This window comes from Bradyrhizobium ganzhouense, from assembly GCF_049949285.1.
GTDB lineage: Bacteria > Pseudomonadota > Alphaproteobacteria > Rhizobiales > Xanthobacteraceae > Bradyrhizobium > Bradyrhizobium ganzhouense.
The window spans coordinates 7,631,193-7,645,472 of record NZ_CP181318.1; the positions used below are offsets into that span (position 1 = coordinate 7,631,193).

12 protein-coding genes are annotated in these 14,280 nt (G+C 64.8%); 5 read left to right on the forward strand and 7 right to left on the reverse strand.

The window, feature by feature from the left end:
- Positions 1-2: 2 nt before the first annotated feature.
- Entirely contained in the window at positions 3-530 is a 528-nt protein-coding gene (locus ACLFLU_RS35480) for a hypothetical protein (RefSeq protein ID WP_426409320.1), read from the reverse strand.
- A gap of 328 nt (positions 531-858) precedes the next feature.
- Complete coding sequence (locus tag ACLFLU_RS35485) at positions 859-3,198, reverse strand: Tex family protein (RefSeq protein ID WP_426409321.1); 2,340 nt, start codon at positions 3,196-3,198, stop codon at positions 859-861.
- Between the two features lie 345 nt (positions 3,199-3,543).
- Here ACLFLU_RS35485 and ACLFLU_RS35490 point away from each other — a divergent pair, with 345 nt between their 5' ends.
- Complete coding sequence (locus ACLFLU_RS35490) at positions 3,544-4,653, forward strand: ring-opening amidohydrolase (protein ID WP_426409322.1); 1,110 nt, start codon at positions 3,544-3,546, stop codon at positions 4,651-4,653.
- Positions 4,654-4,848: 195 nt separating this feature from the next.
- On the forward strand, positions 4,849-6,324 hold the full coding sequence (locus ACLFLU_RS35495; RefSeq protein ID WP_426409323.1) for an amidase: 1,476 nt from the start codon (positions 4,849-4,851) through the stop codon (positions 6,322-6,324).
- Between the two features lie 14 nt (positions 6,325-6,338).
- On the opposite strand, the gene ACLFLU_RS35500 is transcribed toward ACLFLU_RS35495, so the two are convergent.
- The gene (locus ACLFLU_RS35500) at positions 6,339-7,553 is read right to left on the reverse strand and encodes an LON peptidase substrate-binding domain-containing protein (RefSeq protein WP_426409324.1); all 1,215 of its coding nucleotides are present in this window, start codon (positions 7,551-7,553) and stop codon (positions 6,339-6,341) included.
- Between the two features lie 198 nt (positions 7,554-7,751).
- Positions 7,752-8,066: a hypothetical protein gene (locus tag ACLFLU_RS35505; RefSeq protein WP_426409325.1), complete on the reverse strand. Its 315-nt coding sequence runs from the start codon at positions 8,064-8,066 to the stop codon at positions 7,752-7,754.
- 141 nt (positions 8,067-8,207) lie between these two features.
- Between ACLFLU_RS35505 and ACLFLU_RS35510 the strand changes: the two genes are divergently transcribed.
- A complete protein-coding gene (locus ACLFLU_RS35510) occupies positions 8,208-9,116 on the forward strand; it encodes a PaaI family thioesterase (RefSeq protein ID WP_426409326.1) in 909 nt (302 codons plus the stop codon).
- Between the two features lie 66 nt (positions 9,117-9,182).
- A complete protein-coding gene (locus ACLFLU_RS35515) occupies positions 9,183-9,548 on the forward strand; it encodes a hypothetical protein (protein WP_426409327.1) in 366 nt (121 codons plus the stop codon).
- Here the strand turns inward: ACLFLU_RS35515 and poxB are convergent.
- From poxB to ACLFLU_RS35530, 3 genes are all read right to left on the reverse strand, one after another.
- On the reverse strand, positions 9,545-11,281 hold the full coding sequence (poxB, locus tag ACLFLU_RS35520) for a ubiquinone-dependent pyruvate dehydrogenase (RefSeq protein WP_426409328.1): 1,737 nt from the start codon (positions 11,279-11,281) through the stop codon (positions 9,545-9,547). The genes ACLFLU_RS35515 and poxB overlap by 4 nt on opposite strands.
- A gap of 79 nt (positions 11,282-11,360) precedes the next feature.
- Positions 11,361-11,993, reverse strand: a complete 633-nt coding sequence (locus ACLFLU_RS35525; RefSeq protein ID WP_426409329.1) for a 2-dehydro-3-deoxy-6-phosphogalactonate aldolase — start codon at positions 11,991-11,993, stop codon at positions 11,361-11,363.
- Between the two features lie 14 nt (positions 11,994-12,007).
- Entirely contained in the window at positions 12,008-12,922 is a 915-nt protein-coding gene (locus ACLFLU_RS35530) for a 2-dehydro-3-deoxygalactonokinase (RefSeq protein ID WP_426409330.1), read from the reverse strand.
- Between the two features lie 220 nt (positions 12,923-13,142).
- On the opposite strand from ACLFLU_RS35530, the gene ACLFLU_RS35535 reads away from it, so the two are divergent.
- Positions 13,143-14,240: an LLM class flavin-dependent oxidoreductase gene (locus ACLFLU_RS35535; protein ID WP_254134188.1), complete on the forward strand. Its 1,098-nt coding sequence runs from the start codon at positions 13,143-13,145 to the stop codon at positions 14,238-14,240.
- The last annotated feature ends 40 nt before the right edge of the window (positions 14,241-14,280 follow it).

Sequence of the window (14,280 nt, forward strand, 5' to 3'; positions counted from 1 at the left end):
TGCTAGTACCAATTTCCCCCGCACACATTGACCCATTGCCACCCATAGGGCGTCAAGCTCCTGCGCCAACAGCCATCGTCGTAATAGTTGGAGTAGTAGTAAGGCGCGCCGAAGACGGCGAAACGGCGGAAATGATGGTGGTGGAAGAAGAAGGCATGCCGGCCGATGAAGGGCCGGCCGTGCCAGCCGGCGCCGGCGCCGACGAAGCGCGGCCCGATCGCCGCATGCGCGAAGCGCGCGCCGCCGAAGGCCGCTCCACTAAAGCCTGGTCCACCGACATGGGCGAAATGCGCACCGCCGCCCATGCCGCCGACATGCATTCCTCCGAAGCCACCCGCGTGCATGCCACCACCGAAGCCACCGCCGTGCATCCCACCGCCGAAGCCGCCGCGTCCACCTCCGCCGAAGCCGCCACCGCCATGGCCGCCGCCACCGCCGCCACCACCACCTCGGGCGAGCACAGGCGAAGCGAGTGCCATCACCGCTGCGATCGTCGCCGCAGTGAGACCTTTGAGAAGCTTGTTGTTCATCGAACCATCCTCCTTGCAGTGCGGCGGTGACCGCGCCGCACGAGGATGCTCAGATGAGAAGAAGGAGCCTTCTCCTTCAACTTACAAATGCGCCAGATTCTGACGCTGGTGTTAGGGGCGTGTCACTCCATTACTCCCTCGCCCCGTTCTTACGGGGAGAGGGTGGGGTGAGGGGCTCTTTCCGCGAATGTGATTTTGAGTTGGGATTGCGATGCGCGGGAGTCGGATAGAGCGTTGATCTGGCCCGCAGGTTGCCCGGCCCCTCACCCGGAATCCGCGCTGCGCGCGAATTCCGGCCTGTCCCCGCAAGCGGGGAGAGGTTCGAGACCTACGCCCGCTTGCCGCCGTTCTTTTCCGCCGCGCGGCGCATTGCCTCGGCGAGGGCTCCGCCACCGCCGGAAGACTCCTGATTGCGCGGGGCCGATGACGTCATGCGGGCGGGGTTGCGTGCGCTGTTGTCGCGCTGCATGCCGGGGGCGTCCTTCTTGGCGCCGACCTCGTCGTCGAGCCGCAGGGTCAACGAGATGCGCTTGCGGGCGACCTCGAAGTCCAGCACCTTCACCTTGACGATGTCGCCGGGCTTCACCACCTCGCGCGGATCCTTGATGAAGGTTTTCGACATCGCCGAGATGTGCACGAGGCCGTCCTGGTGCACGCCGATGTCGACGAAGGCGCCGAAGGCGGCGACGTTGGTCACGGTGCCCTCGAGGATCATGCCCTTCTGGAGATGCTTGATCTCCTCGACGCCCTCCTTGAATACCGCGGCCTTGAACGCCGGACGCGGGTCGCGGCCGGGCTTCTCCAACTCTCGCAAGATATCGGTGACGGTCGGCAAACCAAAAGTCTCGTCGACGAAATCCTTCGGCTTCAGCGTACGAACGACCTCGCTGCTGCCGATCAGCGCCTTGATGTCGCTCTTGGTGGCGCTGAGAATCCGGCGCACCACCGGATAGGCTTCCGGATGCACGCCCGAGGCATCGAGCGGATCCTCGCCGCCGAGGATGCGCAGGAAGCCGGCGCACTGCTCGAACGCCTTCGGGCCGAGCCGCGGCACTTCTTTCAGCGCCTTGCGCGACTTGAACGGGCCGTTGGCGTCACGATGGGCCACGATGCTCTGGGCCAGGCCGGAGCCGACGCCCGAGACGCGGGCGAGCAACGGTGCCGAGGCGGTGTTGACGTCGACGCCGACCGCGTTCACGCAATCTTCGACCACGGCATCGAGCGACTTGGCGAGCTTGGCCTGGCCGAGATCGTGCTGGTACTGGCCGACGCCGATCGCCTTCGGCTCGATCTTGACGAGCTCGGCGAGCGGATCCTGCAGACGACGGGCGATCGAGACCGCGCCGCGCAGGGTGACGTCCAGATCAGGCAATTCCTCCGAAGCGAAAGCCGAGGCCGAATAGACCGACGCGCCGGCTTCCGACACCACGATCTTGCTCATCTTCAATTCGGCGAGGCCCTTGACGAGATCGCCCGCGAGCTTGTCGGTTTCGCGCGAGGCGGTGCCGTTGCCGATCGCGATCAGCTCGACGCGATGCTTGATGGCGAGCTTGCCGAGGATCGCGAGCGACTCGTTCCACTGCCGCTGCGGCTCGTGCGGATAGATCACGGCGGTATCGACCACCTTGCCGGTCGCATCGGTCACCGCGACCTTGACGCCGGTGCGGTAGCCGGGATCGAGCCCCATGGTGGCGCGGGTGCCGGCGGGCGCCGCCAGCAGGAGGTCGCGCAGGTTCGAGGCGAACACCCGCACGGCCTCGGTTTCGGCCGCATTCCACAACCGCATGCGCAGGTCGATATTCAGATGCACCTGGATCTTGGTGCGCCAGGCCCAGCGCACGGTGTCGATCAGCCAGCGGTCGCCGGCGCGCTTGAGATCGGCGATGCCGAACCGCTTCATGATCTTCAGTTCATAGGCGCCCGGGACGCCCGCCGGCGGCACTTCGGCCTCGGCCTGGATCTGGAGATCGAGGATCTCTTCCTTCTCGCCGCGGAACATCGCGAGGATGCGGTGCGACGGCAGTTTTGTCAGCGGCTCGGAGAACTCAAAATAATCGGCGAATTTTTCGCCCTCGGTCTTCTTGCCGTCGCGCACCTTGGAGGCCATGCGCGCATTGGTCCACATCTCTTCGCGCAGCACGCCGATCAGATCGGCGTCTTCGTCAAAACGTTCGACCAGGATGGCGCGGGCGCCGTCGAGCGCAGCCACGGCATCAGCAACGCCCTTCTCGGCGTTGACAAAACCTTCGGCGACGACCTTGGGATCGTTGCCGGACTCCGCGATCAGCTGGTTGGCGAGCGGTTCGAGGCCGGCCTCCTTGGCGATCTCGGCCTTGGTGCGGCGCTTCGGCTTGAACGGCAGATAGATGTCTTCGAGGCGTGCCTTGCTGTCGGCGGCGAGAATGGAGGCCTCCAGCGCGGCGTCGAGCTTTCCCTGCTCGCGGACTGATTCGAGGATGGCCTTGCGGCGGTCTTCGAGCTCGCGCAGGTAACCCAGGCGCTCCTCCAGGGTGCGCAATTGCGCGTCGTCGAGCGCACCGGTCGCTTCCTTGCGGTAGCGCGCGATGAAGGGAACCGTGGCGCCGCCGTCGAGCAGCGTCACCGTCGCCTCGACCTGCTCCGCCCGTACCCCAAGCTCCTGCGCAATCTTCTGGTTGATATTTGCCACGCGAGAATCCCTTTTATATCCAAGCACGCGACGCAAACCGAAATCCGGCCGCGGGACGCCGCTTATGAACCAACCTTAGTTGATTCATCAAGGTGCGGCGCGCAACCGTCGACAGAGGATTTTTTGTTGAGGGGATGCGATCTCGCCACAATCGTGGGGGTGTTGCCGAGGGCTTCTCTCTTGCGTCGCGGCAGACCAAAATAGCCGATCCGTCATCCTGTGGCGCTAGCAAAGCGAGCCTCGAAGGATGACGGGGTGAGATTGTGCGGTTAGTCGCTTGACATCCAGCCGCTTCCACGGCTGGTTGCCTCTGCCGGACCACCGAACTTCCCACGAGGACCATCAATGCGGACAACATCGGTCGGCGTCTTCAAGGTCGCCACCAGGGGCCCCGGCGACGTTTCCGGCCTCATGAACCTGATCGTTACAGGCGCGATCGATCCGGCTTCCATCCTCGCGATCCTCGGCAAGACCGAGGGCAATGGCGGCGTCAATGATTTCACCCGGGAATATGCCGTCGCCGCGCTGTGCACGGCGCTGGCGCCAAGGCTTGATCTGACGCCGCACGAGGTCGAGCAGCGCATTGCGTTCGTGATGTCCGGCGGCACCGAGGGCGTGCTCAGCCCACACATCACGGTGTTCACGCGCCAGCAAGTTGTGAAGCCGCTCCCAGGCATCACCGGCAAGCGCCTGAGCATCGGCATGGCGCAGACCCGCGATTTTCTGCCTGAAGAGCTTGGCCGCTCGGCACAGATCACCGAGACGGCCGAGGCGGTGAAGGCCGCGATGGCGGATGCGGGCATCACTGACGCTGCCGACGTCCATTTCGTCCAGATCAAATGCCCGTTGCTCACCAGCGAGCGTGTCGAGGCGGCGGCAGCGCGCGGCAACAAGACGGCGACGATCAGCGCCTACAGCTCGATGGCCTATTCGCGCGGCGCCTCCGCGCTCGGCGTTGCGGTCGCGCTCGGCGAGATCGCCGCCGACATCAGCGACAACGACGTGCTGCGGCGCTACGATCTGTTCTCGAAAGTCGCCTCGACCTCATCGGGGATCGAGTTGATGCACAACGTCGTCATCGTGCTCGGCAATTCGGAGACTTCAGCGAGCGAATTCGCGATCGGGCATGCCGTGATGAGCGACGCGATCGATGCGCCTGCAGTGGTATCCGCATTGAAAAGTGTTGGCCTTGACATCGCGCCACAAACCAGCACTGGCCGCGAGCTCGTCAACATCCTCGCCAAGGCCGAGGCCTCGCCTGACGGCACCGTGCGCGGCTTCCGCCACACCATGCTGGAAGACACCGATATCAGCTCGACGCGCCATGCCCGCGCCGCGGTCGGCGGCCTGATCGCCGGCCTTGCCGGCACCAGCGCGGTCTACGTCTCCGGCGGCGCCGAGCATCAGGGGCCGGCCGGCGGCGGACCGGTTGCGGTGATCGCGCGGCTGTCCTAAAGCGCGGTCGACGTCGCGCTTTAGGTTGTTGTTTGAGCATGATCTTGTCGGAAAACCGCGGCACACTTTTCCGGATCATGCTCTATGACCCCGCGACCTCTCCGCCCGGCGCAACCCTGCCCTTCGCGCCGGCTCAGTTGATTCACGCGGGCCCTTGCGAAAAAGGTGGCCCGCACCTTAGAGGATTTGGACTTCATGACTTTGCCGATGAGCTGGAACGAATGGGCGCAGCACGATGGCGTAGGCCTGGCGGCGCGCGTCCGTAAGGGCGAGTTGACGGCGAAGGAACTGGCACGTCAGGCTGCGGCAGCCGTGGCCAAGGTCAATCCGACGCTGTCGGGCGTGGTCGAGCTGTTCGATGACGTGATCGCCGATCCCGCCAAGGACGGCGCCAATCTCGCCGGCCCGTTCGCCGGCCTGCCTTTCCTGATGAAGGATCTGGGTCCGACCATGAAGGGCCGGCTGCAGGAGATGGGCTCGCTGCTGATGCGCGGCAATCGCGCAGCAGCTGACACGTTCCTGACAGGCAAATTCCGCCAGGCAGGCCTCAACCTGATCGGGCGCACGACGACGCCGGAATTCGGCGTGTGCTCATCGGCCGACAATCCCGCCGTCTATGTCACTCGCAATCCCTGGAATACCGACTACACCACCTGCGGCTCGTCGGCGGGCAGCGCCGCGATGGTCGCGGCCGGTGTGGTGCCGATCGCGCACGCCACCGACGGCGGCGGCTCGATCCGCATTCCCGCCGGCGTCAACGGCAATATCGGGCTGAAGGTCTCGCGCGGCGTGTTCTCGCTGGCGCCGCACATGTCGGACCTCACTGGCCTGGTCTCGATCCAGGGCTGCCAGTCGCGCACGGTGCGCGACACCGCCGCTTTCGTCGACCATGCCCGCGGGCCGGCGCCCGGCGAGTTCATGCCGTTCTGGACCACGGCGCAGCCCTACAGCGAGATGATCAAGCGCGACCCGTCCAAGCTGCGCATCGCGCTGTCGCATACCTGGGGCGACTACACCGCGACGCCGGAGATCGCAGCCGAGCTGGAGAAGACCGGCCGCTTCCTCGAAGGCCTCGGCCACCACGTCGATTATGCACTGCCCGAGCTCGATTTCCGCGCCGCCTTCGCAGCGCAGACCACCTGCTACATCTCGAATTTCTCGGTGGTGATTTCCAATATGCTCGCCGCGCGCGGGCTGGAGCGCCCGCCGGAGGATCTGATCGAGCCGATGAACATCCGGATCTGGGAGGCTGGGCTTCACACCAGCTTCGCCGACCGGGCGAAGATGCAAGGCGTATTCAACACGACGTCGCGTGGCTTCGGCAGCTTCTTCGAGCAGTGGGACGTGATCCTGACGCCGATCACGGCGCTGCCAACACCGAAGGTCGGTACCAGGGAATATCTCACCATCTCCGATAATCCCGATGTACTCGACTGGTTCGGCAATCTCTGGCGCTTCTTCGCCTTCACGCCGCTCGCCAATCTCTGCGGCATGCCGGCAATCTCTATGCCGATGGCAAGCCAGGACCACGGCCTGCCGCTCGGCATCCAGGCCATCGCGAAGCAGGCCAATGACGGCCTGCTGCTGCAACTCGCCGCCCAGATCGAGCGCGCGCTGGACGGCAAGTGGAACGGCGGCAATACCGCAAAGGTTCACGTGACGAAGGCGTAAGCGGGCTGCGCACGCTAGCCTGCACCTCGCGCAATCGCGTTGACGGCACCTCCGCGGGAGACGCCATGCTCGGTGAGCAGGCGTACCGCGGGGCTTCGCGTTTCCGGAAACAGGGCAATTAGAGCGTTGGCGCCGGTCACGGCAGTGTAACCCACCTCCTGGGCGTGGAGTGCGGCGCGCTGATCAACGCGATTGAAGGCCGCCGTGGGCTCGGCGCTCCCGACCTCGGTCACGATATGTTTGAGATCGTTGTCGAGATATTGCACGAGTCCCTGCCTCAAACCGGCGAGATCGGCGTTGCAGGCCCGCAACACGGCGGATGCTTCTGCATCATCGATCAGCGCGAGCAGCAAATGCTCAAGCGTCGCATATTGATGGTGACGGCGGTCGGCGTGATTGAGCGCCTTCCGTATCGTGGCCGCGTAGTTTGCTGAAACCGGGCGCTGCGGCAGGTCAAGCAGTGCCTCGATGCGCTCGAGCCGCTTCACGGGATCAAGCGTCGCCAACAGCTCGTATTTGCCGCTGACCGGCAACTTCATTCGGGTCGCAATGATATCAGCGATCTGTCCGGCATCTCGGGTTTGATCGAAGAACAGCCAGATGTCCGGCACAAGAATTCCGTGAGCCGCCGTGTAATCCTGAAAGCGCTGATAGATCCGTCGGATCAGGTCCCTTGCATCACGAGCTATGCCCTCACTGACGTCAGCGACCTCGGCCTGATACGCGACCGATTCAGCAGCGAAGCTGCGTAGCGCGACACGCCGGAGACCTCGTGTCAACACCCTGAGCGTTCCATCGCCGAGCGGTTCGAGCTCGAGCAGCTGGGCCAGGATGCCGATCTCATAGACATCCGAAAATCGGGGATCGTCGACGGCCGCTTCCCGCTGGATCGCCACCACGACTTCCCGTCCACCTTCGAACGCCTGGTTCAAGGCGTGCATCGTTTTCTCGCGTCCCACAAACATCGGATAGGTCGCGTTCGGAAACGGAACGAGATCGCGCAGCGGAATGGCTGGATAAAGCGCCGTCGTCGTCTTGAGCCGCGCAGGCGGCGCAGCCGTGTCGCGCCGCTCGGCGTGAAGCAGCGCCGACAACGTATTCCAGTCGGCAACGCCGAGCATCCTCGACACCAGCTCGAGGCTCTCGCTGTGACTGATGGTGACGGCCTTGGTGGTCAGGGTTTCGCGCAGGGTCTGCGCCATAGCCTTGGCATCGCGAAAATCGCGCATCGGTTCGTCCTCTGCATGAGCGATCCAGGTGTGTCAGGTGGTTGCGTTGCTGACCCGGTCGCTCGGGCAAAGGGGGCCGATCAGGGCTCGATACATTCACCGTTCCACGGAGGGCGCAACCGGCAGGTCGTATCAACCTGCGCGAAAAGTGACGTAAAGCCGGATGGCTGTCAATCTCAGTTCTTGCTCAGTTCTTGCTCAGTTCTTCACCGCCGGAATCGCTTCATCCGGCTGCTGCTGTCCGAGCTTGAGCATCGCAAGCGCCTTGTCGAGCGCTTCGCGCAAGGCCAGCGCCGCGGCCGGGCTGCAGCGCAGATGCGCGGTCTGGACCACGTCGACCCTGACAGCGGGACCGATCGGCATCAAGAGGTTCGCGGCGAGCTCGATCTGGATCGCACCGTTGTGATGGCCGAAGCAGGACGCGCCGTCGAAATAGATGATTGGCGCCCGCTCGGAGCTCGAGCTCGAAATGGTGACAGGCCCCTGATTGGCGGGCGTTTCGGGGTCGGCCATGGGATACTCCTCGCGGTGGACGAACGCCCACCATCGTTGCTTCGGCCGGCTCTGTCGAGGCCAAACCGGCCCGGCCGACCCGCCGTACAGCAATGCATGCGATGTTTTGCGCGGCGCGCGACACTGGTCTAGAACGTCACCATGTCCACCTCATCGACCACGCTTCCTTTCGAGGAACTCGCCGAAGTCATCAAGGGCCGCCGATCCGATTACGGCCATATCAGCGGGCTCCAGCTCGACCGGTTCGCGCCGGGCGAAGCCTGGTCGAGCCTGCCCTACCGCCCCGTCTTCGTCGGCGACACCGAGACCGGTGTGCTGCACGGCGGCGTCGTGACCGCGATGCTGGACGAGAGCTGCGGCATGGCGGTACAGCTCGCACTCGACGGCACCAGCGCGATCGCAACGCTCGATTTGCGCATCGACTACCAGAAGCCGGCCACGCCCGGGCTCGCCATCAAGGCGCATTCGGTCTGCTACCGCACCACCCGGTCGATCGCCTTCGTGCGCTCCACGGCTTACCAGGAGTCCGAGGACGATCCGGTGGCGACCGCCACCGCCTGCTTCATGATCGGTGCCAACCGCACCAACATGCTCGCGGACCGCAGGATGGACTCGCGCAGCATTCCGACGCTGGAAGCGCCGGAGGATCCGGACGGCCCGTTCGCCAACAGCCCGTTCGCGCGCTGCCTCGGCATTCGCGTCAATGATGACGGCACCCTGACAATGCCGTTCTCGCCAAGAATCATCGGCAACCCGATCCTGCCCGCCATCCATGGCGGCATGACCGGCGCCTTCCTCGAGACCACCGCGATCCTCGGCGTGCGGCGCGAGCTCGGGATCGCCACCCTGCCCAAACCGATCGGGCTCACCATCAACTATCTGCGCTCCGGCCGGGCGCTGGACACCCTTGCCAACGTCTCAATCGTGAAACAGGGCCGGCGTATCGTCGCCTTCGAGGCGCGGGCCTGGCAGGACGATCCGGACAAGCCGATCGCCTCTGCTTTCGGTCATTTCATGCTGCGCCCGACGCCTGGAAACGACGAGGAATAGGCGTATTTTACTTGACGACCGGGATTCGGGACACAACGATAGCGCGTTCCCACGAGAGGTATTGGGTTGCGGCATCCGATCGACATTATCGCCATGTTTGCCGCCATCTGGCTGTTGGCGTCGATGGTGCTCGACGCGGTGACGCCGAAGGAGCTGACCGCGGTCATGATCGCCATCGCGATCGGGCCCGCCGTGGTCATCACCGCCGTGTTCTACTATCTGCGCTGCCCCCGCACGGATTTCGCGGTGATGTTCGCAGCGCTCTGGCTGATCTCGGACATCGCGATTGCCTTCATCTCGCCGAAGGAGCTGCCGCACTGGCTGATCGTGCTCGGCTTCGTCCCTGCGGCGATCATCGGCATCGTGCTGCACTGGCAGCGCTTCCAGCGCCGCCACGAGCGCTTGCCGTTGCCGTCGGCGAAGCGCGGCTAGCGCGATAGCAGATTGGTCTTCGCGAGGTCGATGACCTCGTCGCCACGGCCACTCATCACCGCGCGCAGCACCCAGAGGCTGAAACCCTTGACCTGTTCGGCCGTGATGGTCGGCGGCATCGACAGCTCCTGCTTGGCGGTGACGACGTCGAGTAGCGCCGGCCCGTTATGGGCCAAAATCTCCTTCATCGCGCCGGGGAGCTCGCCGGGATCCTCGACGCGTTTGGCGAAGATGCCCATCGCGCGCGCCATCGCCGCGAAGTCCGGATTCTCCAGATCGACATTGGTGTCGACGAAGCCTGCGGCCTTCATCTCCAGCGCGACGAAGCCGAGCACGCCGTTGTTGAAGACCACCACCTTCACCGGCAGCTTCATCTGCGTCAGCGTGATCAGATCGCCCATCAGCATGGTGAAGCCGCCATCGCCCGACAGCGAGATCACCTGGCGGCCGGGCTGCGAGGCCTGCGCGCCGATCGCCTGCGGCATGGCGTTGGCCATCGAGCCGTGCACGAAGGAGCCAATCAGCCGGCGGCGGCCGTTCATGTTGAGATAACGCGCAGCCCACACCGTCGGCGTGCCGACATCGGCGGTGAAGACGGCGTCGTCGGACGCGTGATCGCTGATGATTTTTGCGAGATATTGCGGATGGATCGGCTTAGCTCCGGGCGTGCCCTTGGCGAGCGAGTCGAGGCCCTCACGCGCCTTCTTGTAATGCGCAACGGCATCGTCGAGATGCTTGCGCTGTGTCTTGGTCTTGAGCAGCGGCAGCAGCGCCTCGATCGTCTGCCTGACGTCGCCGACAAGGCCGAGATCGATCTTGCAGCGTCGGCCGAGATTTTCCGGGCGAATGTCGATCTGCGCAACCTTCGCATCATCAGGGAAGAACTGCTTGTAGGGAAAATCAGTCCCGAGCATCACCAGCGCGTCGCAGGCGTGCATCGCGGCGTAGCCCGAGGAGAAGCCGATGAAGCCGGTCATACCGACGTCGTAGGGATTGTCGTATTCGACATGTTCCTTGCCGCCGAGCGCATGCACGATCGGGCTCTTGAGGCTTTCTGCGAGCTGCATCAGTGGCGCATGCGCGCCGGCGCAGCCGCGGCCGCAGAACAGCGTGATACGCTCGGCGCTGTTGAGGAGATCGGCGAGGGCCTTCAACTCGTCGGCCTGCGGCACGACCTTCGGCGCTGACAGCGCGAGTCCGCGCGTCGTCGACAGCGCGCGCTTCGGCGGTGAGCGGAAGGCGACGTCGCCGGGCATGGCAATGACGGCCACACCGCGCAGACCGACAGCCGCGCGAATGGCGTTCTCCAGCACGTAAGGCAGCTGGCTCGGATCCGAGATCAGCTCGCAATAATGGCTGCATTCGCGAAACAGATTTTGCGGATGGGTTTCCTGAAAATAGCCGCCGCCGATCTCGGCCGACGGGATCTGCGCCGCGATCGCGAGCACGGGCACGCGGCTGCGATGCGCGTCGAACAGGCCGTTGATCAGATGCAGATTGCCCGGGCCGCAGGAGCCGGCGCACACCGCAAGGCTGCCGGTCATCTCGGCTTCGCCCGCGGCCGCGAACGCCGCGACTTCCTCGTGGCGGACGTGGATCCATTCGATGGTGCCGCGGCGGCGCAGCGCCTCGGTGAAACCGTTCAGGCTGTCGCCGACAATGCCATAGATGCGCTTGACGCCGGCCTGTTCGAGCGTTGCCACGAACAGATCGGCTATGTTGTTGATCGCCATGTCGGTCTCCTGATCTCGCTGGTAGAGCAAGATAGGATACAAAGCCGCTGTGACGGCATCACGGCTTGTTTATTCCTGCTCAGTCTTTCACAATCGCCCGATCATAGGCCGCGATTGTCGCCTTCGCGCGGGCCGCAACATCGGCCGCGCTCATGCCGGGCTTGTAGAGGCTGGAGCCGAGCCCGAACGCCGTCACACCGCCCTTGATGTATTCCGCAAAGTTCTGGTCGGAGACGCCGCCGACCGCGGCGATCATCACGCCCGCCGGCAGCACGGCGCGGATCGCCGCAATGCCGGAGGCGCCGAGCACGCTCGCCGGAAAGAACTTCAAGCCGGATGCGCCGGAGCGTGCCGCAAGCAGCGCCTCGGTCGGCGAGAACACGCCCGGCAGTGTGATCATGGCGTACTGATGTGCACGCGCCAGCACCTGCGTATCCACATTCGGCGAGACCATCAGCGTGCCGCCGACGTCGTTGAGGCGATCGACATCCGCCGTGGTCAGCACGGTGCCTGCGCCGATCAACACGCCGGCCGGCGCCTGCTTCACCGCGAGTCCGATGGAGCGGAACGGATCGGGCGAGTTCAAGGGGATCTCGATCGCGGTCATGCCGGCCTCGATCAGCACGCCGACGATGGCCTCGGTCTCCTCGGGCTTGACGCCGCGCAGGATCGCGACCAGGGGCCGCTTCATCGCCGGAAAGGGAACGCTCATCTCAAGAATCCTTTTTACTTCGTCCAGATCGCCGCAGCCGCCATCGACAAGCCGCGGCGCACCGCTTCATCCGCATCGATCGGGTTCATGTCGACCTTCAGCGCGTCGAAGGCCTGCCGGTACAGAGCCGCCAGCCGCCCCGAGGCGATCAGCGTGATGCCGGCTTTCGGCAGAGAGCCTGAAAGACCCGCCGCCAGCTCGACACCGATCAACGTCCCCGACAGCGTCTCGCGCGCCGCGGCCGGCGTGCCGCCGAACAGCAGCTGCCGCGACCGCGCACCGAACAGGAGATTGGCGGCAAAGGCCGGTGCTTCGTACGCGGCTTTCACCGCCGCCTTGAAGCTCGCGACATCCTCGGCCTCATCGGCACCAGCTACCGCGAGCGACAAGATCGTCTCGCGCGACACGACGCTGAAGAGCTCGCCGGTCATGAACGTCGAAAAATGCGCGACCGTGCCGTCCTTGACCCGCACCCATTTCGAATGGGTGCCGGGCATGCAGACCAGCGCCTCGCCCGCGGCAGCGAGGCCGAGCGCGCCGAGCAATTGCGTCTCCTCGCCGCGCATCACGTCCGGCGCTCTTGCGTCGCGCTGCGCGATCCCCGGCAGGATGCGGATGTCGCGCGCCTCCCCCGGCACGCGCGCGGCCTGCTTCAGGATCGCCGGCAGCGACGCCGGCGTGTCGACATAGCCGGCCTCAACCCAGCCGGTCTTGGCACCGGCCATGCCGCAAACGAGAACGGGCAGATGAGCCGGCGCCTCGACCGCGGCAAGGTGCGATTGCAGCACACCGGGAAAGCCGGCCTTGGCCGCGGCCATCATGCCCTCATCGCTGCGGCGCTCGGCCAGCACCTTTCCGGCGCGATCGACCAGCCAGAGCCGAAAGCTGCTGGTGCCCCAGTCCACCGCGACAAAAGCGGGTTCGGTCATTTCGAATCGTATCCTTGAGTCTCACGGCCAAGACGCCGTCTCGCGACAATGAGACGGGCGTTTTGCAAATCTGCCCCGGGATATCGGCTATTGCGGCCCCAAACCAGCCTTTTCTCGCAGGTCTAGGCGCGGGGCGCGCTGGCACACCGCTTGCTGAAGCTGTTCCTGCTCACGTCAGCGAACGCGCAGCAAGACGCGTCAACATCAGATGAGGAAACCCATGGAGATCGGCTATTTCACGATGCCTTCGCATCCGCCGGAGTGCGGCCTGAAGGAAGGACACGACTGGGACCTGCAGGTCCTGCGCTGGCTCGACGAACTCGGCTATCAGGAAGCCTGGATCGGCGAGCACCACACCGCGCCCTGGGAACCCAATCCCACGCCGGACCTGCTGATCGCACAGGCCCTGATGCAGACCAAGCGCCTGCGCATCGGACCAGGCGGCTTCCTGCTGCCCTATCATCACCCGGCCGAACTCGCCAACCGCGTCGCAATGCTCGACCATCTCTCCGAGGGCCGGCTCAATTTCGGCGTGGCGGCCTCAGGGCTACCGAGCGACTGGGCGATGTTCAACGTCGACGGCATGAGTGGGCAAAACCGCGACATGACCCGCGAGGCGCTGGAGATCATCCTGAAGCTTTGGTCCGATCCCGCGCCCTTCACCTACAAGGGCAAGTTCTGGACGGTGACCAAGCCGGACACGATGTTCGACTTCCTCAAGCCTCACATCAAGCCGTTGCAGGCGCCGCATCCGCCGATCGGCGTTGCCGGGCTGTCGAAGAACTCGGACACGCTCAAGCTCGCGGGCGAGCGCGGCTTCATCCCGATGAGCCTCAACCTCAACCCGGCCTATGTCGGCAGCCATTGGGATTCGGTCGAGATCGGCGCCGCCAAGACCGGGCGCAAGCCGAACCGCGCGGACTGGCGGCTGGTGCGCGAGGTGTTCGTCGCCGACACTGACGAGGAGGCCTGGAAACTCTCGACCGGCGACATGATGGGCCGGATGATGGGCGAGTACTTCCTGCCGCTGCTCGGCCATTTCGGCTTCAAGGACTATCTCAAGCACACACCCGACGTGCCGGATAGCGACGTGACCGTCGAATATTGCGCCAAGCGGAACTGGGTCGTCGGCTCGCCCGCGACCGTGGCCGAGAAGATCGAGAAGATCTACGACGAGGTCGGCGGCTTCGGCGTGCTCTGCGTGTTCGGCTTCGACTACAAGCACAAGCCGGAAGCCTGGCACCACTCGCTCTCGCTGCTCAAGAACGAGGTGATGCCGCGCCTGAAGCATCTCGGCTCCGCAAAGAAGGCAGCTTGACCCGATGCGGGTGCGGCGCGAACCTGCCGCACCCGCATTT

What these genes read in the sequence shown, in the direction of transcription:
- ACLFLU_RS35505 (WP_426409325.1), bottom strand. Translation starts at nt 8,066, where the DNA reads ATGGCCGACCCCGAAACGCCCGCCAATCAGGGGCCTGTCACCATTTCG.
- ACLFLU_RS35490 (WP_426409322.1), top strand. Translation starts at nt 3,544, where the DNA reads ATGCGGACAACATCGGTCGGCGTCTTCAAGGTCGCCACCAGGGGCCCC.
- ACLFLU_RS35525 (WP_426409329.1), bottom strand. Translation starts at nt 11,993, where the DNA reads ATGAGCGTTCCCTTTCCGGCGATGAAGCGGCCCCTGGTCGCGATCCTG.
- ACLFLU_RS35500 (WP_426409324.1), bottom strand. Translation starts at nt 7,553, where the DNA reads ATGCGCGATTTTCGCGATGCCAAGGCTATGGCGCAGACCCTGCGCGAA.
- ACLFLU_RS35535 (WP_254134188.1), top strand. Translation starts at nt 13,143, where the DNA reads ATGGAGATCGGCTATTTCACGATGCCTTCGCATCCGCCGGAGTGCGGC.
- ACLFLU_RS35495 (WP_426409323.1), top strand. Translation starts at nt 4,849, where the DNA reads ATGACTTTGCCGATGAGCTGGAACGAATGGGCGCAGCACGATGGCGTA.
- ACLFLU_RS35530 (WP_426409330.1), bottom strand. Translation starts at nt 12,922, where the DNA reads ATGACCGAACCCGCTTTTGTCGCGGTGGACTGGGGCACCAGCAGCTTT.
- ACLFLU_RS35480 (WP_426409320.1), bottom strand. Translation starts at nt 530, where the DNA reads ATGAACAACAAGCTTCTCAAAGGTCTCACTGCGGCGACGATCGCAGCG.
- poxB (WP_426409328.1), bottom strand. Translation starts at nt 11,281, where the DNA reads ATGGCGATCAACAACATAGCCGATCTGTTCGTGGCAACGCTCGAACAG.
- ACLFLU_RS35510 (WP_426409326.1), top strand. Translation starts at nt 8,208, where the DNA reads ATGTCCACCTCATCGACCACGCTTCCTTTCGAGGAACTCGCCGAAGTC.